This window comes from Ruegeria sp. AWH4_226 (assembly GCF_056159225.1).
This window is the reverse complement of record NZ_JBSWUU010000001.1, coordinates 744,407-765,232: the sequence shown is the minus strand read 5'-3', so window position 1 is coordinate 765,232 and position 20,826 is coordinate 744,407. Positions and strand designations below refer to the sequence as shown.

Annotated in this window: 18 protein-coding genes; 13 read left to right on the top strand and 5 right to left on the bottom strand. The window is 57.4% G+C overall.

The window, feature by feature from the left end; genetic code table 11:
• Nucleotides 1–217: 217 nt before the first annotated feature.
• The 8 genes from ACXAET_RS03670 to ACXAET_RS03635 all read left to right on the top strand — a co-directional run bounded on the left by ACXAET_RS03670 (nucleotide 218) and on the right by ACXAET_RS03635 (nucleotide 11,768).
• The gene (locus tag ACXAET_RS03670; RefSeq protein ID WP_475181260.1) at nucleotides 218–1,741 is read left to right on the top strand and encodes a hypothetical protein; all 1,524 of its coding nucleotides are present in this window, start codon (nucleotides 218–220) and stop codon (nucleotides 1,739–1,741) included.
• A 2-nt stretch (nucleotides 1,742–1,743) separates the two neighbouring features.
• Nucleotides 1,744–2,697 carry a site-specific tyrosine recombinase XerD gene (locus tag ACXAET_RS03665; RefSeq protein WP_475187079.1) on the top strand — a complete coding sequence of 318 codons (954 nt, stop codon included), beginning with the start codon at nucleotides 1,744–1,746 and terminating at the stop codon, nucleotides 2,695–2,697.
• A gap of 63 nt (nucleotides 2,698–2,760) precedes the next feature.
• Nucleotides 2,761–4,068 carry an HlyC/CorC family transporter gene (locus ACXAET_RS03660; RefSeq protein ID WP_475181258.1) on the top strand — a complete coding sequence of 436 codons (1,308 nt, stop codon included), beginning with the start codon at nucleotides 2,761–2,763 and terminating at the stop codon, nucleotides 4,066–4,068.
• A 234-nt stretch (nucleotides 4,069–4,302) separates the two neighbouring features.
• The gene (locus ACXAET_RS03655) at nucleotides 4,303–6,720 is read left to right on the top strand and encodes a GcvT family protein (RefSeq protein ID WP_475181255.1); all 2,418 of its coding nucleotides are present in this window, start codon (nucleotides 4,303–4,305) and stop codon (nucleotides 6,718–6,720) included.
• 31 nt (nucleotides 6,721–6,751) lie between these two features.
• Nucleotides 6,752–7,357, top strand: coding sequence for a nucleotidyltransferase family protein (locus tag ACXAET_RS03650; protein ID WP_475181253.1), 606 nt, complete (start codon nucleotides 6,752–6,754; stop codon nucleotides 7,355–7,357).
• Between the two features lie 746 nt (nucleotides 7,358–8,103).
• Nucleotides 8,104–9,540 (top strand): Do family serine endopeptidase, encoded by a 1,437-nt coding sequence (locus ACXAET_RS03645; protein WP_475181251.1) that lies wholly within the window; start codon nucleotides 8,104–8,106, stop codon nucleotides 9,538–9,540.
• Between the two features lie 184 nt (nucleotides 9,541–9,724).
• The gene (locus ACXAET_RS03640) at nucleotides 9,725–10,405 is read left to right on the top strand and encodes a response regulator transcription factor (protein ID WP_068334890.1); all 681 of its coding nucleotides are present in this window, start codon (nucleotides 9,725–9,727) and stop codon (nucleotides 10,403–10,405) included.
• Nucleotides 10,398–11,768, top strand: coding sequence for an ATP-binding protein (locus ACXAET_RS03635; protein ID WP_475181248.1), 1,371 nt, complete (start codon nucleotides 10,398–10,400; stop codon nucleotides 11,766–11,768). The genes ACXAET_RS03640 and ACXAET_RS03635 overlap by 8 nt, the downstream gene beginning before the upstream one ends.
• Here ACXAET_RS03635 and ACXAET_RS03630 read toward each other — a convergent pair.
• Genes ACXAET_RS03630 through ACXAET_RS03620 form a run of 3 tightly spaced genes read right to left on the bottom strand, consistent with a single transcriptional unit; the run spans nucleotide 11,765 to nucleotide 14,457 of the window.
• Nucleotides 11,765–12,232 (bottom strand): CYTH domain-containing protein, encoded by a 468-nt coding sequence (locus tag ACXAET_RS03630; protein ID WP_475181247.1) that lies wholly within the window; start codon nucleotides 12,230–12,232, stop codon nucleotides 11,765–11,767. The genes ACXAET_RS03635 and ACXAET_RS03630 overlap by 4 nt on opposite strands.
• Complete coding sequence (locus ACXAET_RS03625) at nucleotides 12,229–12,984, bottom strand: ParA family protein (protein ID WP_475181246.1); 756 nt, start codon at nucleotides 12,982–12,984, stop codon at nucleotides 12,229–12,231. Before ACXAET_RS03625 ends, ACXAET_RS03630 begins: the two co-directional genes overlap by 4 nt.
• Nucleotides 12,985–12,987: 3 nt before the next feature.
• On the bottom strand, nucleotides 12,988–14,457 hold the full coding sequence (locus tag ACXAET_RS03620) for a CHAD domain-containing protein (RefSeq protein ID WP_475181243.1): 1,470 nt from the start codon (nucleotides 14,455–14,457) through the stop codon (nucleotides 12,988–12,990).
• 348 nt (nucleotides 14,458–14,805) lie between these two features.
• Here ACXAET_RS03620 and ACXAET_RS03615 point away from each other — a divergent pair, with 348 nt between their 5' ends.
• Nucleotides 14,806–15,153: a TfoX/Sxy family protein gene (locus ACXAET_RS03615; protein ID WP_475181240.1), complete on the top strand. Its 348-nt coding sequence runs from the start codon at nucleotides 14,806–14,808 to the stop codon at nucleotides 15,151–15,153.
• 53 nt (nucleotides 15,154–15,206) lie between these two features.
• On the opposite strand, the gene ndk is transcribed toward ACXAET_RS03615, so the two are convergent.
• Together ndk and ACXAET_RS03605 are read right to left on the bottom strand one after the other, a co-directional pair.
• Nucleotides 15,207–15,629 (bottom strand): nucleoside-diphosphate kinase, encoded by a 423-nt coding sequence (gene ndk, locus ACXAET_RS03610; RefSeq protein ID WP_068334875.1) that lies wholly within the window; start codon nucleotides 15,627–15,629, stop codon nucleotides 15,207–15,209.
• A 102-nt stretch (nucleotides 15,630–15,731) separates the two neighbouring features.
• The gene (locus ACXAET_RS03605) at nucleotides 15,732–16,934 is read right to left on the bottom strand and encodes a multidrug effflux MFS transporter (RefSeq protein ID WP_475181237.1); all 1,203 of its coding nucleotides are present in this window, start codon (nucleotides 16,932–16,934) and stop codon (nucleotides 15,732–15,734) included.
• 104 nt (nucleotides 16,935–17,038) lie between these two features.
• Here ACXAET_RS03605 and ACXAET_RS03600 point away from each other — a divergent pair, with 104 nt between their 5' ends.
• The 4 genes from ACXAET_RS03600 to ACXAET_RS03585 are packed head-to-tail and all read left to right on the top strand — an operon-like array spanning nucleotide 17,039 to nucleotide 20,811.
• Nucleotides 17,039–18,892, top strand: coding sequence for an ABC-F family ATP-binding cassette domain-containing protein (locus tag ACXAET_RS03600; RefSeq protein WP_475181236.1), 1,854 nt, complete (start codon nucleotides 17,039–17,041; stop codon nucleotides 18,890–18,892).
• Nucleotides 18,889–19,509: a MarC family protein gene (locus ACXAET_RS03595; RefSeq protein WP_475181233.1), complete on the top strand. Its 621-nt coding sequence runs from the start codon at nucleotides 18,889–18,891 to the stop codon at nucleotides 19,507–19,509. Before ACXAET_RS03600 ends, ACXAET_RS03595 begins: the two co-directional genes overlap by 4 nt.
• A 40-nt stretch (nucleotides 19,510–19,549) precedes the next feature.
• A complete protein-coding gene (locus ACXAET_RS03590; RefSeq protein ID WP_475181230.1) occupies nucleotides 19,550–20,131 on the top strand; it encodes a retropepsin-like aspartic protease family protein in 582 nt (193 codons plus the stop codon).
• A 59-nt stretch (nucleotides 20,132–20,190) separates the two neighbouring features.
• Complete coding sequence (locus tag ACXAET_RS03585; protein WP_475181229.1) at nucleotides 20,191–20,811, top strand: ImuA family protein; 621 nt, start codon at nucleotides 20,191–20,193, stop codon at nucleotides 20,809–20,811.
• Nucleotides 20,812–20,826: the final 15 nt, after the last annotated feature.

Sequence of the window (20,826 nt, the reverse complement as noted above, 5' to 3'; positions counted from 1 at the left end):
TCACCGTGAATGACGTGATCTTAAGAAAAATGCTAGCTATAACTATGGCAAAAGAGAAAATTGGGGCAACGTTGAGCAATGGGCCGTCTAGTCAAGTTCTTAGTATACGTAATTTGCCTGTGTTTTGTCGGGCTGGTGGCATATGCCTATCTCGGGCCGTTTTTCGGTGCGGACTTTTCAGCCCCAGAAGGCGAAATCCGAGAACCGGTAATCCTGAATGTGGAATAAAAACGCACTGCTGGCGCTTTTTGTGGCCGGATCGGCGCAAGCGCAGCAGGAACCCCTTTCCGTTATCGAGTGGTTGAGCAATCCGCCAGAAAACCTGCCGGAAACCGTTTTGCTTGAACCTCCGGTAACACAAACAGGTGTGCAACCGGGGGTCGAGGTCACGCCGCTTGAGGCATTGTCGCAGCCGCTTGGGCTGGTGTCGTCATCTGTAACCGGATTGCCCGTGGATATGTGGCAAAACAGCGATCCGGACCGTCTGGCATCTCTGATCGCAAAAGTACCGCTAGATCGTAACCCCGCGATGCAACGATTGCTGTTCACGCTGTTGTTGTCTGAAGCGCGCGCTCCCACCGGACCGAATGCCGAGGAAACAGTATTACTGGCGCGACTAGACCGGTTGATGCAGCTGGGCGCCGCCGATCCCGCGCAATCACTGGTGCAACTTGCCGGCCCGACTGACAGTCGTGAGCGGTTCCAGCGTTGGTTTGACGCTACTCTTCTGACCGGGGATGAAGACCGAAGCTGCACAGCTTTGATCGCGCAGCCACATCTGTCGCAGGACTATGCCGCCCAGATCTTTTGTAAAGCGCGGCGTGGTGATTGGAATTCTGCCGCTTTGACGCTTGAGGCAGCCCACGCGCTGCAGGTTCTACCGCCTGAGGATCTGGATGTTCTGGACAGGTTTCTCAGCCCCGAATTGTTTGAAGACGCCGAGTATCTGCCGCAACCGGATAACCCCGATCCATTGAGTTTTCGGCTTTTCGAAGCCATTGGTGAACGCCTGCCTTCCGCCCCTTTACCCCGCGCATTCGCCAACGCGGACCTGCGCGACGTTGCCGGATGGAAAGCGCAGATTGAAGCGGCGGAGCGTTTGACGCGGATCGGCGCACTTACACCAAACCAGTTGCTAGGGCTATACACTGAGCGTGACCCCGCGGCCTCGGGCGCGGTTTGGGATCGCGTGGCCGCGATCCAGAAATTCGAAAGCGCGCTTGAATCCGGAAAACCCGGAGCCATTGCCAAGACGCTGCCGCCTGTCTGGGACCAAATGCGTGATGTCGGACTTGAAGTTCCTTTTGCCGAGTTGTTTGCTGGCCGATTGTCGCAGTTTTCATTGCCTGATCCCGAGGTCGAAGACCTTCGGTGGCGCATTCTGCTGCTTTCGGACCTGTATGAGATTGCCGCCCTCTCACCGCCAAACCAGTCGCAGGAAAGTCAGTTTCTCGCGGCTCTGGCGCAAGGCGATCCTGGGCGCGCACGCACACCGTCACCTTTGGCTGACGCGGTGGCGCAGGGTTTCGCCTGGGCCGCGCCTATCCCATCGGATATCGAAGCGATGCTGAACAATGATCAATTGGGCGAGGCCATTCTGGAAACGATGGAACTGTTCGCCCACGGCGCGCGGGGAAATCTGGTCGATCTGACCGCGGCCATCGCTACACTGCGCCGGGTGGGGCTTGAGGATACTGCCCGCCGTGCGGCCTTGAACCTTCTGATCTTGCAGGCTTCGTGACGATGGCGTCCCCGTCGACATCCGACTTGTGGATTTCCACCTTTCTGCAGGCACAAGCGGCAGAGCTGGGGGCAGCCAACAACACGTTGTTGGCTTATGGTCGCGATCTCAAGGATTTTGCGGCATGGCTAGAGTCGCGAAAGGCCGGGTTCTCCGACGCTGAACGCGACTTGATCGAGGCTTATCTGATCGACTGCGACACCCAAGGGTTGGCGCAGTCCACGCGCGCACGGCGGTTGTCGGCCATCAAACAGATTTACCGTTTTGCTTTTGAAGAAGGTTGGCGTGACACCAACCCCGCCATTCAAATCAAGGGTCCAGGGCGCAAGAAACGTTTGCCCAAAACGCTGGACGTGCCCGAGGTTGACCGCCTGCTGCAAGCCGCCCGCCAGACTGGACGCACCAAATCCGACCGGGTGCGTAACACCTGCCTGATGGAGGTACTGTATGCCACCGGTATGCGCGTGACCGAATTGGTGTCACTGCCCGTTTCATCGGCACGGGGCGATCCGCGTATGCTGCTGGTGCTGGGCAAGGGCGGCAAGGAACGGATGGTACCCCTCTCCCCGCCTGCCCGCGATGCGCTGGCGGCGTGGCTAGTGATGCGGGATGAAAACGAAGATCAACTGGTCGCAGACGGCGGTCAGCGGTCTAAGTTCCTGTTCCCTTCGCGGGGGAAATCCGGTCACCTAACGCGTCATATGTTTTTTCTTCTGGTCAAGGAATTGGCGGTTCAGGGCGGGGTCTCGCCGGAAAAGGTCACTCCGCATACGCTGCGCCATGCCTTTGCCACACATCTGCTTGCCAATGGCGCAGACCTGCGGTCAATCCAAACCTTGCTGGGCCATGCCGATGTGGCGACGACCGAAATCTATACCCATGTCCTGGACGAGCGACTGGCCGAACTGGTGCTAGAGCATCACCCGTTGGCGAAAGACTCCGAAGACAAGGGGTAGCCCCTTGATCCGCAGGGATCGCGCCCCCATAACCATTGCAGAAAAACCAATAACCAAGGACCGATGGAACCCTCTTCTTCTTTGATCGACGGCGCATTCTGGGTAACCACAGGCGCCATTTTGTTGTTGCTCGTCCTGTCGGGCTTTTTCTCGGGTTCTGAAACGGCATTGACCGCATCGTCGCGCGGTAAGCTGCGGGCGCAGGCCGACAAGGGGTCTCGCGGAGCGCAAAAGGCGCTGGAAATCACCGACGATAATGAGCGGCTGATTGGTTCGGTCCTGCTTGGCAATAACCTGGTAAACATCCTCGCTGCCTCGCTGGCAACTGCGCTGTTTACGCGGCTTTTTGGCGAAAGCGGCGTTGCGCTTGCGACGCTGGTGATGACACTGCTGGTTCTGATCTTTGCCGAGGTTCTGCCCAAAACCTATGCGATCACAAACTCGGAAAAAGCAGCTTCGGCGGTGGCCCCGATCATCAGCGTCGTTGTTACGGTCTTTTCGCCCATCGTTGCGGCGGTGCGCCTTTTGGTGCGCGGGGTTCTGCGTGTTTTCGGCGTTCAGATCGACCCCGACAGCAATATCCTTGCTGTGCGTGAGGAAATCGCGGGCGCTTTGCAACTTGGCCACTCCGAAGGCGTGGTTGAGAAGGAAGACCGCGACCGTATTCTTGGCGCTTTGGACTTGGGTGATCGCGCGGTGGAAGAGATCATGCTTCATCGATCAAATATCGAAATGATCGACGCGGACGATGCGCCCGAGGCTATTTTGCAGCAATGTCTGAAAAGTCCTCATACCCGTTTGCCTGTATTCCGAGATGAACCCGAAAACATCGTTGGCGTCGTTCACGCCAAAGATCTGTTCCGCGCCATGTATGCGCAGGCCGGGGGAAATCAGGGTGATGCCAGCCGGTTGAAGGAATTCGACATCTCAAAAGTGGCGAATGACCCCTATTTCGTTCCTGAAACCACAACACTCGACGACCAGATGCGGGAATTCCTGCGAATGCACAGCCATTTTGCGCTGGTTGTGGACGAGTATGGTTCATTGCGGGGGCTGATCACGCTTGAGGACATCCTTGAGGAGATTGTTGGGGAAATCGCCGATGAGTTCGATATCGAGGAAGACGTCCCCGTGACCCGCACCGAAGACGGCCAGTTCCTGATCGAAGGCGCGATGACTATACGGGATGTGAACCGTGCGATGGACTGGTCTCTGCCTGATGATGAGGCGAACACGCTTGCAGGTCTTGTCATTCACGAGGCTCAGATGATCCCAGTGATTGGTCAGGTCTTTTCGTTCCACGGCTTTCGGTTCGAAGTCACCGCCAAGGATGGCAATCGGGTGACGGAACTGAAAATCAGACCGCTTTAAGTCGAATTCTGCAAAACAAACGGACCCCCTTTTTAGGACTCTATCGTGTTGCGCAGTGCGAGTGGTCGGCGAAGGATCAAGTTCGCCTGCAGTTCCAAGCGCACGGGCGGGTTAAAACCGAACCGTGTTGCATTCTGCCCGGCACAGACTGCTGAAACGACACGATCTGTCGCATTCGGCGTTGCGCCAAGGACCGTGCTGATCAGACTGGCCAAAATACTGACGGAGGCATTCATGAAACTCGAAACCCGCGTGGCGGTAATTGGCGGCGGCGTCGTCGGCTGTTCCGTACTGTACCATCTAACCAAACTTGGCTGGTCGGACGTCATGCTGCTTGAGCGTTCAGAGCTGACCAGCGGCTCAACCTGGCACGCGGCGGGCGGGTTTCATACCTTGAACGGCGACACGAACATGGCGGCGCTGCAAGGCTATACGATCCGGTTGTACAAAGAGCTTGAGGAAATCACTGGCATGTCCTGTGGTCTGCACCACGTAGGCGGGGTGACGCTGGCCGACAATCAGGACCGGTTCGACATGCTGCTGGCTGAACGCGCCAAACATCGGTTCATGGGGTTGGAAACCGAAATCGTCGGACCGGAAGAGATCGGGAAAATCGCGCCCATCACCAATACCGACGGGATCATCGGAGCGCTCTACGATCCGTTGGACGGGCACCTTGACCCATCGGGCACAACGCACGCCTATGCCAAGGCTGCTCGGATGGGCGGCGCTACGATCGAAACACATTGCATGGTTCGCGAAACCAATCAACGCCCCGATGGCACGTGGGACGTTGTCACGGACAAAGGCACCATTCACGCGGAGCACGTGGTAAACGCAGGCGGCCTTTGGGCGCGCGAGGTCGGAGCGATGGCAGGCATCTACTTCCCGCTGCACCCGATGGAGCATCAGTATCTGGTGACGGATTCGATCCCTCAGATCGAAGCGATCATCGACGCAGGTGGTGAGCATCCGCATGTGATGGACCCGGCCGGTGAAAGCTATCTTCGGCAAGAGGGGCGTGGCCTGTGCATCGGTTTTTACGAACAACCCTGCAAGCCATGGGCGGTCGACGGCACACCGTGGGAGTTCGGCCATGAACTGCTGCCTGACGACTATGACAAAATCACCGACAGTATCGAGTTTGCGTACAAACGCTTCCCTGTCCTCGCCGAAGCCGGGGTAAAGTCGGTGATCCACGGACCGTTCACCTTTGCACCGGACGGGAACCCCCTGGTCGGGCCGGTGCCAGGGGTGCGAAACTATTGGTCGGCCTGCGGCGTGATGGCCGGTTTCAGCCAAGGCGGCGGTGTTGGTCTGACCCTGGCGCAATGGATGATCGAGGGCGAGCCCGAACGCGATGTTTTTGCCATGGACGTCGCAAGGTTCGGCGACTGGATCAGCCCCGGCTATACCCGGCCAAAAGTGATCGAAAACTATCAAAAGCGGTTCAGCGTCGCCTACCCGAACGAAGAACTGCCCGCCGCGCGGCCCAACCGCACGACCCCGATGTACGACATCTACAGCGGCCTGGGTGCCGTCTGGGGTCAGCAATACGGTCTTGAGGTTCCCAACTATTTTGCCCAAGGTGACGAGCCGAGCTATGAGACGCCGTCGTTCCGCCGCTCGGACGCGTTTGACGCAACAGGGCGCGAAGTGCGTGCAGTTCGCAACGCTGTCGGCATCAACGAAGTCCACAATTTCGGCAAGTACCGCATCACGGGACACTCGGCGCGTGACTGGCTGGACCGGATCATGGCTGGGCGCATCCCAAAACCGGGCCGGGTATCACTGACCCCTATGTTGTCGGCAAAGGGCAAGCTGATCGGGGATTTCACCGTTTCGTGCCTGAAGGAAGGTGAATTCCATCTGACAGCTTCGTACGGTAGCCAAGCCTTTCACATGCGTTGGTTCCTGCAGCATCAGGAAAACGGCGTGCATGTCGAAAATATCAGCGACAGGTTGAACGGTTTTCAGATCGCAGGCCCGAATGCAGCAACGGTTCTGTCGGCCTGTACCCGAGATGACATCTCGGACCTGCGGTTTCTGGACGTGCGGCGCATGACGGTGGGCATGACGGACTGTATCGTGCAGCGGGTCAGTTACACAGGCGATCTGGGGTATGAGATTTACTGCGATCCGATGGCCCAAAGACAGCTCTGGTGGACATTGTGGCAAGCAGGTCAACCGCATGGCATGGTGCCTTTCGGCATGCGCGCGATGATGAGCCTGCGTCTGGATAAATTCTTCGGATCGTGGATGCGTGAATTCTCGCCCGACTATACTGCCGCCGAAACGGGTCTGGACCGTTTTATTTCCTTCTCGAAAAATACTGACTTCATCGGCCGTGCCGCAGCCGAGGCGGATCGGACTCAAGGTCCAACACGCAAACTTGTTGCCTTTGAGGTCGACGCCAACGATGCCGATGTCAACGCGTACGAACCGATTTGGCTGGATGGCGTGGTTGTCGGCTTCTGCACGTCTGGCGGATATTCGCACTATGCCGAGAAATCAGTGGCCCTTGGATTTCTGCCAGTGGATCGGGTATCCGACGGGTTGGAGGTTGAAATCGAGATCCTTGGTCAAATGTGCAAGGCCCGGGTAGTTTCAGAGCCCCTGTTTGATGCAGACGGCGCGCGGATGCGGGGATGACACGACCCGGTTGTGACGGCATGGTGGCTTAATGTCTAACATACCCATCATTTTGCTCGCAGCCGGCCAATCCAGCCGCATGGGTGGTCAGGACAAGCTGCTGCAGATTGTCGAAGGCCAACCCTTATTGCGCCGCACAGCAATGATTGCGCGGGACGCGGCACCTGTGATCGTTGCCCTGCCCCCTGCTCCGCATCCCCGGTATGAGGCGTTGGACGGACTGCAGTTACAAAAAGTGGACATTACGAATGCAAGTGAAGGCATGAATGCCAGCCTGCGCGGTGCATTGGCGCAAGTACCGCCTGACGCTCCTGCGGTCATGGTTTTGCTGGCGGATTTGCCCGAGATTACAACCGGTGATTTGAACGCCGTGCTTGCATCCGTGAGGACCCACCCGGAAAAGCTGATATGGCGCGGGGCAACAGCCGACGGCAAACCGGGCCACCCTGTGGTTTTCGACCGCCGCCTTTTTGACCAACTCGGTGCGTTAACGGGGGATGACGGTGCGCACTCCATCGTGCGCGCGCAGGCTAATAAACTGCATTTGCAAATCTTGCCTGGGCAAAACGCACTGCTTGATTTGGATACGCCGGAAGACTGGGCAAGATGGCGCGCAAAACGCGGCCCTGAAACGTAATCCGGCCCGGTCGAAAACGACCGGGCCGGTACCCAAAACAGGACTACCACTTTTCATCAATCCCGGAAACGCGGCCAATCGTGTCATTCGACACCCTGGCTATTCCGCCGCCGAACCTAAACAAGACCCCCTCGTTAACATGCCGCTCAGCGTTTCCAGTGACTGTGACAAGCCTTCGACACCCCCTAGTGCCGTCGGCTCCCCCTCGCTTGGGCATGTCCATCGTCACCGATCCAACCGGATCAAACAATGTAAAATTGGAAATGACAGTCGATTTTGTCGGTCTCAGAATGGTTTTTCCGCAACATCAACTGGTCCGCATTCAATCTTAGGTTGTGGTGTTTTTTCGGGCCTGAGGCCACGTTGGTTTGTTATGCGCATGCTTGAATGGCTATCTCTAGACTTAGGTGCAATTTGTCTTCGATCTCACTTCTGATGTGTAAACATACTCACAACCCAAAGTGGATCGCCTTTAAGTCGAAAATTTCGGCGGTGGATTTGTTAACAAAATTGATTCAATTCAAGCCTTTTTGCTCTTTGCCTCATAGATCGGCAACAATCCACCGATTCGTATGGGTCGATTCGCACAAATCCTCCGATTTGACCCCCAACGCCACCGCAGACGAACCGCTGATTTGTGGCGAAATTAAGATTTTTTAACAATTCACACAGAAAAGACACAGATTAAACGCGCATCTCCTGCTTGAGCACGCGGCCCCAACTGCGTGCGCAAACAGGAGATAAAAATGAGCATTCGCAAAACCTCTCTACTTTTGCCCGGGACAGCCGGTTGGGTTGGTGCCGGAACGCTAAGCGCAGCCATGCTGGCAACCACCGCCCTTCCCTCACTCGCCGACGAAGCACTGGCCGATCTGGTCGAGGCGGTTTCCCCGTCGGTTGTTACCGTGATCGCAGAGCAAGGCGCAGCTCCGGTTCCCGCTCAGGGGCGCCAGTTCGACTTTGACCAACATCCGTTCGGTGAGTTTTTTGAACGTTTCAGCCTGCCCGAAGGGTTCAACGCACCGCAGCGTGGACCGGCACAGGGTCTTGGGTCCGGGTTTGTACTGGATGAGGCCGGATACATCGTGACCAACCACCATGTCGTCGACAACGCCGAGTCTGTAACAGTTCGCCTGTCAGATGACCGCAGCTACCAAGCCGAGATCATCGGAACCGACCCGCTGACCGATATTGCCGTTCTGAAGATCGACGCCGACGAAGCTTTGCAAGCCGTTGAGATGGGCGATAGCGACGTGATCCGCGTCGGCGAGGACGTTGTGGCAATCGGAAACCCCTTCGGCCTGCACGCGACTGTGACCACCGGGATCGTCTCGGCGAAGGGCCGAAACATATCCGAGGGGCCATATGCTGAATTCATCCAGACCGATGCGGCGATCAACAAGGGCAACTCGGGCGGTCCGCTGTTTAACATGGACGGCGAAGTGGTCGGCGTAAACTCGGCCATCTACTCGCCGACCGGCGGGTCGGTGGGCCTTGGCTTTGCCGTGACCTCAAATATCGTGGAGCACATCGCTGCTGACCTGCGCGATGACGGTCAGGTCAGCCGTGGCTGGCTGGGTGTCTCGATCCAGAACGTCAGCCCGGACCTTGCAGCGGCACTGGGCATCGACAGCTACACCGGCGCGCTGGTATCGGACGTTGTCGAAGGCAGCCCGGCCGAGGGCGTGTTGCAACAAGGCGATATCATTCTGACCTTCAACGAAGAGCCGGTCGACTCCAGCAGCGATCTGCCGCTTCTTGTTGGTACCACTGAGGTCGGCACTGACAGCGTATTGACGGTTTTACGCAATGGTAAAGAACAACAGGTTCAGCTGACCATCGGCCAACATCAAAGCGCCTCGGCCCAGATCGACGCGCCTGTGGACGAAGGCATCTCTGGCACCACGCTGGGTGTCGCTGTCGCTCCGCTGACCGACAGCAATCGTGCCGAAATGGGTGTGGGTGAGAATGTCGATGGTGTGGTCGTCACTGACCTGACACCCGACAGCCCGGCGGCCAAAGCCGGTCTGCAGCGGGGCGATGTGATCGTTAAGCTGGGCGGTAAAGAAACCGCAACTCCGGACGCGTTGAAAGCCGCGCTGGACAGCGAAAAAACCGATCCCGCACTTGTTCTGATCAATCGCGGCGGAAACCAGATCTTCGTCGCGGTGGAAATCGCCTGATCTGAGACAAGCGCGCGCCACATGACGGGGAGATATTGGCGGGCGCCTCCCCGGTGGTTTGATTTGTCCGCAAACTGCCGGGACTGCCGGGTGCGCAACGACGCACCCGGCACGTAACGCCCCTAAAACCAAGTGCTTTACCCGATATTTTGTGTTTAAATCTGGGTAGAAAGGAACTCGGATCATGAGCCGCCGCCTGCTGATCGTCGAAGATGACGAAGACACCCGTGAGTTCATCGCCAAGGGCTTTGGTGAGGAAGGGTACATCGTCGAGGCCGCTGAAGATGGCCGTGAGGGGTTGTACCATGCCACTGACGGCGGATTTGACGCCGTTGTGCTGGATCGGATGCTGCCGGGCTTGGACGGTTTGTCCCTGATCAAGTCCATGCGCGCGGCAGGTGTGAAGACGCCGGTTCTGATGCTGACAGCAATGAGCGCCGTTGACGAACGCGTCAAAGGTCTACGCGCCGGGGCGGATGACTATCTGGTCAAGCCGTTCTCTTTTCAGGAACTTCACGCCCGGATCGAAGCACTGCTGCGTCGTCCGCAAGAGGCCGAGGAAAGCCCGACGCTGACCTGCCGTGACCTTGAAATGGATTTGCTGACTCGCAAAGTCACACGAAACGGACGCGAAATTACCCTGACCCCGCGCGAATTCCAGATTCTGGAATTCTTCCTGCGCCGGAAAAACCGCGTGGTGTCGCGGACCATGTTGTTGGAGGGCGTTTGGGATTATCACTTTGATCCAAACACGAATGTTGTCGATGTTCATATCTCGAAGCTGCGCCGCCAGTTGGACGAAGGTGGCGAGCCGCCGATGATCGAAACCGTCCGGGGCGCCGGTTACATGATATCTGATGGATAACATCCGACTTTCTTTCAACAATTCGCGTACACGTCTTATTCTGGCCAGCATGGCTCTGAGTACGTTGTTGACGGCCACCATCCTTGCGCTGGTCTATGTCACTGCGAACCGCACGATTGAGGGTGAAACCCGTTCAGTCGTCTCAGCCGAACTGACCGGGCTTGCGGACGAATATGAACGTCGCGGCCTGCTTGGTTTGCTCAGGGCTATTGAGCGGCGCATTCCGACCGCAGCAGAAAGGGACGCCTTGTATCTGCTGACAGATCCGTTTGGCGTCAAACTGGCGGGGAACCTCAAACAATGGCCTGATCACATCGCCGCCGGCAGTGGTTGGGTCGATCTTGAGTTGCGCCGCGCAGACAATGACGAACTGGTTCCGATCTCGGCTGCTTCGGTTCGCCTTCCCGGAGGTGAGCGTCTTTTGGTGGGCCGGGACGCGCTTGCACGACAGCAATTTGATCGCGTACTGCTGCAAACCGTTGGCATCGCCTTGGGAATTGCACTGGGGCTGAGCGTTCTGACCGGATGGTTGTTCACCCGGCTTGTCTTTGCCCGCTTGTCCGATATCGCCAATACGGCCGAGAATATCGTTTCGGGCGATCTGTCCCGGCGAATGCCCCTGCGCGGCACCGGGGATGAATTCGATCAGGTGTCCGGGACGCTCAACACCATGTTGGACCGGATCGAAGAACTGGTCAGCAACCTGCGCACCACGTCGAATTCCATTGCGCATGATCTACGCTCGCCCTTGTCACGCCTGAAACAACGGGTCGAAACACTGTCTGATCCTTCCAAAACGGATAAGGAGCGCGAGATTGACATCGCGCGTGCCAGTGTGGAAATCGACCACGTGCTGCGCGTGCTTGGGCAACTGACCGAAATCTCGCGGGCCGAGGCAGGTGTCGGGCGCGAACAGTTCGAACCGGTAGACCTAATGCAATTGGTTGCGGACGTGGTCGAGTTGTATGAGCCTGTTGCCAGTGACCAGAGCATCCAACTTAAAGTCACCGGAACAGCCGCGCCAATACCTGGGCATCGCCCGCTGCTGTCGCAAGCGCTTTCAAACCTGCTGGAAAACGCGATGAGATATGCGCCGCAAGATACGGCTGTCACAATCAACCTGTCTGACGATGGCGCTTATACATGCCTCAGCGTCCGTGATCAGGGTCCGGGTGTTCCGCAACAGGATCTGTCGCGCCTGCAAATGCCGTTTGTCACGCTTGACCCGGCCCGTACCGAACGCAACGCTGGTTTGGGTCTGGCGCTGGTGGCTGCGATTTCTCACATGCACGGTGGCGGGTTTGAGGCACGCAATTGCGATCCCGGACTAGAGGCAAAGATCAAACTGGCGCGAAAGACCTAGGTCGGTACGCCGCTGATTGCCATCGTCTTGTTCTTGTAGCGTTTATCCGCGGTGACATCGGCCCCAAACCAATCAGGGGGCACGTAGGCACTGGCCTCGACCTCAGTTTGAAATTCCACCTCTACCAATCGAAGCGGGGCCAAGTCCCCAAGAAATACATCCAATTCATACACGCGCCCGTCTGGCAATTGACCGGTATAGCGTTCCTTTTCCACCCGGCGGCCCTCTGTCTCGGGCCAGAAGGTTTCAAACTGCTCAGAGGAGATTTCGGCCTCACGCTCAACCCGCACCATCGTGCCGCCGCCCTTGAGGGTCAGGAAGAACTTATCGTTCTTCTGACGCAGGCGCAGTTCGGTTGAATCGTCTGGTGCAGTCAAATAGCCCTGCCTTACGACAGCTTTATCTGCGCCACTCAGTTCCGGCAACTTCGCCACCAGAAACTTGCGCTCAATCTCCGTACTCATTTGGTTGAAACCACTCCGTTTTCCAGCTCATCGAACAACGTCTGATAGGCGGCGTTCGCCGCGCTGCGACCGGCATAGATGCTCACCGGAGCGCGATTTTGCCCCATCCGCTCGATATCCGCTGCAAATGGTATTTCTGTTTGCAGAAACCGTTTTTTGTATAGCTTTCGCATCTTTTCCATCGTCTCAAGGTGCAAAGTCTTTCGCCGCTGCACCATTGAGAAGAACGCCTTTATCTTTTTCTTGGGCAATCCCTGTTCGTTGAAGAAATTCACCAATTGCTCAAGCGTTCTTTCAGAAAGCGTCGTGGGGATAACGGGTACAACGATCAGATCGGCGGCCTTGAAGATATTCTCGGACAAGGTCGAAAAGTTCGGAGGACAGTCCAGTATGATCACGTCATAGTCGCTGCCCGCTGAAACCAGCGCTTTTTTCAGCCGTGACCGTTTGTTCCGCATCCGCGAGAGGAACACGTCGAAATCGCGAAACGTCAGGTTCGCAGGCAGTACGTCCAAACCTTCAAAATCACTAGCCCGGATCGATTTCACAAAACGCTGCACGTCCTCAAAAAACCGGGCGTCTGTCAGTTTCTTGGAGGGCTTCACCCGAAAATAGAATCCAGACGCCCCTTGTGGATCAAGATCGCATAGCAGCACTTTGAACCCTGCTTGCGCGTAGGCGTAGGCCAGGTTCACCGAGGTTGCGGTTTTACCCACACCGCCCTTGTTGCTGTAGCAGGCAATGATCTTCACGCCTCAGTCCTCCTTATGGTGAAACAGGGTTCGGAACAGGTTCTGGATGTCCTGGCTGTCGAAATGTTGGAAGTTTGCGATCACGCGCTCACGCTCGGCTTTTTGGCGTTGATCCAGTACGGCAATCAAGCCACCGACGGACATGGCAAGCTGAGCATTCGCGCGACCCTGCGCGTTGCTTTGGGACGCAACAAACGCATGCAACGCCTCTTGCTGGACCGAGTAGTCGTTGAACAAGCCAAGATTATCCTGAAGCTTTTTCAATGGCTTGATGAGCGTTTTGAAATCACCTTTGTGGAACAGAGGGGCAAAGAACTCCATCAAGTATCGCAGTTTTTTGCAATCGATCCGCAGGTCATGCACGATCTCATCCGGGGTGTCAGGAGTGATGCTGCGCGCCAGTTTACACACCTTGCGATACCGTTTCCAAATCAGCGCACAGGCGTAGTCATAGGCACCGCGTTTCGCATTTGGGCCCGGTTCCAAGCCTTTAGTATCAGAAAACAACTTTGAAAGATCTTTCATCTGTCGTTCGTAGGCCGCGCTTCGAAAACGTTTGGACAGGGTTGAAAGGGCTTTTGTTCTTTCCTTTTCGAATTGTTCAAACATGGCTTGCACGCCCGGATGAAGATTGGACGGTATCAGATTGAAGTAGATGTCTTTCTCCAAAAGATAGACATCCAAGTCCCGCACACGTCCGGTTGGAGCCATCAGGTCCGAGAATTCACGTTTCAACGCGTCTGTCTGCTTAGGAGAAAACACGCCTTTGAACAGGCTCAGAACAGACCGGATTCGCCGAAGCGAAACGCGATAATCGTGCAGGAATTCGGTGTCGACGTCGGCAATCACCCCTGCTTCGTTCTGGCGAGCCACGGCCAGAAAAGTACGGATGATATCCACGGCCACTTCGATCGAAGGCTCTTGCTTACCCAGTTGAACCTCGGGCTTGGCGTTATAAGGAACAGTGTCTGGGAAAAGGGTCTGGAAAACAGACTCGAATCCGGGCGTTCCCGACGTCATGCCCTGCAGTGTAGAACAAACGGATTGAAAGGCCCGGTCGTAGCCGCGCATAGGCTGAACATGCAAAAGCGTGACCTGCCCGCTTTCCGACGTCAGTGACACAGCGTTCCCCCGAACCTGTGTCTTTTGCAGGTCGTCCAGAACCGCAAAACCGCTGGTCTCCATTGTTCCGGCTCCAATACCCATCAACGCACGCAGTTTGGGAAACCCAGCCAAGGCATCACGAACCGGACCGTCCGGTAGCTCCTGCACAAATCTTGCCTTGCCGCTGTCTTGAACCAAAACATCCCCGTCGCTTTGCAGCAGGTGCAGTTTGCCGTTTGTCTCAAGCAATAACCGCCCGTCTGCCCGCAGTGACTGATCATGGCAGTCCAGCAGGTCGAACGCGCGGGCAGTGGTCGGCGCGTCGAACACAGGCGTGAGCCCCTTGAGCGCAGCAGCGAAGCTGATCATATCAAAAGCACCTGGAAGGACAAAGAAACCACTTGTCTGCTTCATCCCGAGGGGCCCTTTACCTGAGTATCAAGGTCGCCGACCGCCAGTATCGCAAGAGTTTTCTTCACGCTGGCACCCACGTCTATCGGGCAGAGCCCTAGGGATTTCGATGCCTCACGGTCGAAATCGGGTGTCGCTCTCTTATTCCTCTTGAGGAATTTTTGACCACTACTCTTACTCTTTGACATCAGAACCCCATGACAACACGAAGCCATGAAATCGCACAACTTCTCATGTGGCAAGCCCGGCGCAATTCTGATCTGTAATCCCGTCGACATCCCCTCAGCACAAGGCTATTAGATGATCATGTCTGACCCCATCACTTCGATCCGCAATCTTGGCCCAGCTTATGAGCAAGCCTGCGCAAAGGCAGGTATCCACTCGGCGCAGGAACTGCGCGAGATAGGTCCGGATGAAGCTTACACCCGCATACTGCAAGCCGGAACGCGTCCGCATTTCATTGGGTATTACGTGCTGGTCATGGGCCTGCAAGGCCGGCCTTGGAACGACTGCAAAGGCGAAGAGAAAAAGGCGCTTCGCCAACGATTCGATGCGATCAAGGCCAGTGTCAGTGCGAGGCCGGAAACGCAGATAGTCTCGGATTTGGACGCGGTTGGCGTGCGCGTGTCGGCAGACGATCTCAAACCCGTATAAAAAAAGCCGCACCCGATACCAGGAGCGGCCCAAAAATCAAAGCTGATGGCAGTTTAGCCAACCAGTTCGATGCCCGAGAAGAAATACGCTATTTCTACAGCAGCGGTTTCCGGTGCGTCTGATCCGTGGACCGAGTTTTCACCAACAGACTCGGCAAACTCGGCGCGGATGGTTCCGGGGGCCGCGTCTGCGGGGTTGGTTGCGCCCATGACTTCGCGGTTCTTTGCAATGGCGCCTTCGCCTTCCAGAACCTGAACAACGACCGGAGCCGACGACATGAACTCGCACAACTCGTCATAGAACGGACGCTCGGCGTGTACTTCGTAGAACTTGCCAGCCTGTTCCTTGGTCATGTGGATGCGCTTTTGCGCAACGATGCGCAGGCCAGCTTCTTCGAACTTGGCGTTGATCTTGCCAGTCAGATTGCGGCGGGTTGCATCGGGTTTGATGATCGAGAATGTGCGTTCCAGTGCCATTTTGGCCTCTCCTTACCTTAAGGCGCGGGGTCGCGCCAAAATCCATCGCGCGCCGCGTATCACGGTATTTGCGATATGAAAAGCACTATGATGCGCTGGGGCTCAGATCGCGTCGGGCAATGGGTCTCGCCTGTCGACCCAGCGCACGTATAGGACAGCCAACAGACCCGCGAAGCTGCACGCCCACATCATCCCCAATACAAGGAACGGACCGTTTTCGGGGCTGACCCAAAGCCCGGTAAGCGAGGTCAACACAGCGCCCAGGGCAACGATCATCGCTCCGGACAGGCCAGCAGCGCTACCTGCCAGTTTGGGGCGGACTGACATCAGACCTGCGCTTGCGTTGGCATTGGTCAGACCGTTGCCGAACCCGACGAAGATGGCAGATCCGAAGAAGACCCAAACCGAACCGTGATCAGCAAGGAACAGCAATACGCCCCCAAGCGGCCCTGTCGACGCGACAACGCGCCCGATCAGGATCATTGTTGTCAGCTTTGTTCGCGCTGCGATCCGTCCGGTGATGAAATTGCCCACCATGAAGCCGCCCGTGATAATACCAATCCCCAACCCCAGCATCGCGGGGCTAAGATCGAACCACGCCGCTGCTACAAGGGGCGCACCAGTGATAAAGCTGTAGAACCCTCCGATAGAAAACGCCGCGCATAGGGCATACCCCCAGAACCTGCGGGCGCGAAACAGGTGAGGGTATTCCGCCAGCTGCGCCGCAAAAGTTGAGGATCGATTGGTATTGGTCTCTCCCAAATCGGCCCACAACAGCACCAGAACCCCGGCCCCAAGTATTGAATACAGGACAAAGCCTGCGCGCCAACCGAACAAGCTGTCGAGCGCACCGCCCAGCATCGGCCCCAGCATTGGGGCCAGTGCCATCGCCATCGTGACATACCCTAATTTGCTGGCGGCTTCGTTGGGTGGATGCATGTCCCGAATGGCAGCGCTGGACAGAACAGGCCCGGCCACGACAGCGGCCTGTAGCAATCGAAACCCAAGAAAGCCCCAGATCGTGTCGGCCAGAACGCAACCGACCGAGGCCATCACGAAAACCGACATACAGATCAAAAGGATGGGCCGACGACCAAACCGGTCCGATAACGGCCCCATGATCAGTTGCAGCACGGCAGATACGGCCAGATAACCGGCGACCGAGAGGTTCACCAACGCATAATCGACCTGAAAATCCTCGGCCATCCGTGCCAGCGATGGCAGGAACATATTCAGCGTCAAAACCGACAATGCGGTCGCGAACACCAAGGTAATAAGGGAAGGAGGCGAAGAAGCCGCGCGCATTTTTTATCCGTCCAAAGCCAACCGGACCAGCGCTAGCACATAGGTGCAGTAATGAACACGCCTACCCGCTGGCGGCGTCTCGGATGCTCTGATAAGAGCGGCGCATGTTACGGATCGAAGACATCACCTATGCCGTCGAAGGCCGCCCTCTTTTTGACGGTGCCAGCGCAACTATTCCGGATCGCCACAAGGTTGGTCTGGTTGGTCGCAATGGGACCGGAAAAACCACCCTGTTCCGTTTGATCCGGGGCGAATTGGCCTTGGAGTCGGGTAATATCGCCCTGCCGAAACGCGCCCGGATCGGGGGGGTGGCACAAGAGGTGCCGTCCTCTGATGTCTCGCTGATCAATACTGTTCTTGCCGCGGATACCGAGCGCAGCTCGCTTATGGCCGAGGCCGAAACCGCCGAAGACCCCGCGCGCATTGCCGAAATTCAGACGCGTCTGGCCGATATCGACGCTTGGTCGGCCGAGGCCCGAGCGGCGTCGATCCTCAAGGGTTTGGGGTTTGATGATGATGACCAACTGCGCCCATGTTCCGATTTCTCGGGTGGTTGGCGAATGCGCGTTGCGTTGGCGGCGGTGTTGTTTGCACAACCTGACCTGCTGCTGCTGGACGAACCGACCAACTATCTCGACCTAGAAGGCGCGCTTTGGCTGGAAAGTTATCTGGCCAAGTACCCGCACACAGTGATCATAATCAGCCACGACCGCGGTCTTCTCAACCGCGCTGTCGGGTCGATTCTGCACCTTGAGGATCGCAAGCTCACCTACTACGCGGTGCCTTACGACAAATTTGCCGAACGTCGGGCTGAACGTCTGGCGCAGGCCGAATCCGAGAATGCGAAGGCCAAGGCGCGCATCGCCCATTTGCAAAGCTTTGTGGACCGGTTCCGCTATAAGGCATCCAAGGCGGTTCAAGCGCAATCGCGCCTGAAAATGATCGAGCGCATCCAACTGGTATCAACGCCGCAAGAAGCCGCGTTGCGCGCCTTTTCATTCCCCGAGCCCGAAGAATTGTCGCCGCCAATCATTCAGATCGAGGGCGGCGTCACAGGTTATGGCGAGACCGAGGTGCTGCGTCGCCTTAACCTGCGTATTGATCAGGATGACCGCATTGCCCTGCTGGGCAAGAACGGTCAGGGCAAATCGACCTTGTCCAAGCTGCTATCTGATCGTCTGCCCCTGATGGCGGGCAAGATGACCCGCAGCAACCGGTTGCGCATTGGCTATTTCGCGCAGCATCAGGTGGATGAATTGCACGTGGACGAAACGCCCCTGGACCATCTGCGGCGCCTGCGCCCGGACGAAGCTCCGGGAAAGTGGCGCTCGCGTCTGGCTGGGTTCGGATTGAACGCCGATCAGGCAGAAACACTGGTCGGTCGTCTATCGGGTGGTCAAAAGGCTCGGCTGTCGCTGTTGATCGCCACCATCGACGCCCCGCACATGCTGATCCTCGACGAGCCAACCAACCACCTGGACATCGAAAGCCGCGAGGCGCTGGTCGAGGCGCTGACTGCCTATTCCGGTGCCGTGGTTCTGGTCAGCCACGATATGCATCTGTTGTCTCTGGTCGCGGACAGGTTGTGGCTGGTCTCGGACGGTACGGTCAAACCCTTTGAGCAAGATCTTGAAGACTATCGCGCCACGCTGTTGTCGCGTGACAAGCCGGTCAAGGAAAAACAGCAAGTGGTAACGCCCAAACGCCCCTCGCGCGATACCATGCTGGCCCTGCGCGCCGAACTGCGTAAATGCGAAGACCGGATCGAAAAGCTTACGGATATGCACGAAAAACTATCGGCAAGGCTTGCGGACCCGGCGCTCTATGAAAACGACAGGATCAACGATCTGGAAACCTGGAACCGCAAATTCGCCGAGGTCGTCGCGGCGATGCAAAAGGCCGAAGCCCTATGGGTCGCGGCCGCCGAACGCCTTGAAAACGCCGAGAATGCCGCATGATGGACCTGGCGTTTTTCGTCACCGCGTTTACGACCTTGTTCGTGGTGATCGACCCTTTCGGTACTACCCCGATCTTCGTTGCGATGACGCAAGAAATGGACGCGCGTGCGCGCCGCAGAACGGCCTACCGCACCTGTGCCGTGGCGTCTGGTATTCTTGTTGCCTTTGCCGCCTTTGGCGAGGCCGTTCTGGGCTTTGTTGGCATCTCGATGGAGGCGTTCAAGGTCGCCGGTGGCGCGCTGCTGTTTCTGACCGCGCTCGACATGCTGTTCGAACGTCGCACCAAGCGCCGCGAGGATCGGGCCGAGGTTGAAGAGCACCCCGACCCGTCTGTTTTTCCGCTGGCAATTCCGCTTGTGGCCGGGCCGGGTTCGATTGCGACAATCATCCTGCTGGCGGGTCAGCATCCGGGCATTCTGGGCATTGCCGAGGCGACCTTGGTGATGCTGGCGGTCATGGCCGTGGTTCTGATCTTCTTTCTGTCCGGCGGCCTGATCGCGCGCATATTGGGTAAAACGGGGCTGAACGTGCTTACTCGGCTGTTGGGGATGCTGCTGGCGGCGTTATCGGTTCAGTTCATTCTGGATGGCCTCAAGGCCTTTGGTTTTGCCTCATAAACACCCATATATCTGATGTGATGTTGACAAGGGTATTCGTATGGACGGCGACAACATAGGACACTTGGTTTATCTGGTCGTGCTTGGCGCGGCGGTTGTGTTTTGGTTCGTCTCACAAAACCGTCAGTCGCTGAACAAAACCGTGCAGCAGGCCATGGCCTGGGTTTTTATCTTTGTCGGAGCGATCGCGGTCGTCGGGTTGTGGGACGATATCCGTTCGACCGTTGGCCCTGAGCCACAAATGACCATCACGGGCGAGGCGATTGAGGTTCCACGCGCCTATGATGGCCACTATTACTTGCCGGTTCTGGTAAACGGAGAGCCGATCACCTTCCTTGTCGACACGGGTGCCAGCCAGATTGTGTTAAGCGCGCAGGATGCCAGACGTATCGGTATAGACCCGGAGCAACTCAACTATCTTGGCCGCGCCTTCACCGCGAACGGAGAGGTGCGGACAGCGCCCGTCCGACTGGACAGCCTTGAACTGGGGCCAATCATCGACCAGGGTGTCTCGGCCTGGGTAAACGAAGGGGACCTGCGTCAATCGTTGCTGGGCATGGATTACCTGCACCGGTTCTCAAACATCCAGTTCACCGATGGCCGTTTGATTTTGTCCCGCTAAAGGCTTGGCAGCGTCATTTACAATTTGAGAACAAAATAAGAACATGCTAAGCTGTCAGCATGTCTACAAACCTGCTTGGCCGTAAACCCGCGCGCGACGTGCCGGGGCTGGTTCTACAGTCACAGATCACCCTGCAACTGGGCCGCGTGCACGAAGCCTGCGGCCCTGCCCGGCGCAGCTTTGCCATGTGGCTGGCCGGTCAGGCACAGGGACCGATACTATGGATTGCCCCCGCGTGGGAGCCTGCGCAACTGAACCCCGACGGGATGATGCCGTTTGCCGATCCGGCGCGGTTTCTATTCGTCCGCCCCACCCGCGCCGAAGATTTGTTGTGGTGCATGGAAGAGGCGCTGCGCAGCGGGGCGGTTCCGCTGATCATCTGCGATCTGCCTGGTGCACCCGGGCTGACGCCGGTACGGCGGATGCATTTGGCTGCCGAACACGGGGGGCTGATGGGGCGGGCACCGCTGGGGTTGCTGCTAACCCCCGGAGATGGCGGCGTACAAGGGGTTGAGACGCGCTGGCACATGGCCGCAGATCATCAGGGCGACGCAAGGCGCTGGACCCTGACCCGCCGCCGCGCCCGCGCCCTGCCCCCGGTCAGTTGGCAGGCCACCCAAACCAAACCGCGCGCCGGTCTGAACCTGACCCGGATCGAGACTACGGATGAATTGGTGTGACATCCCGCAGGGTGA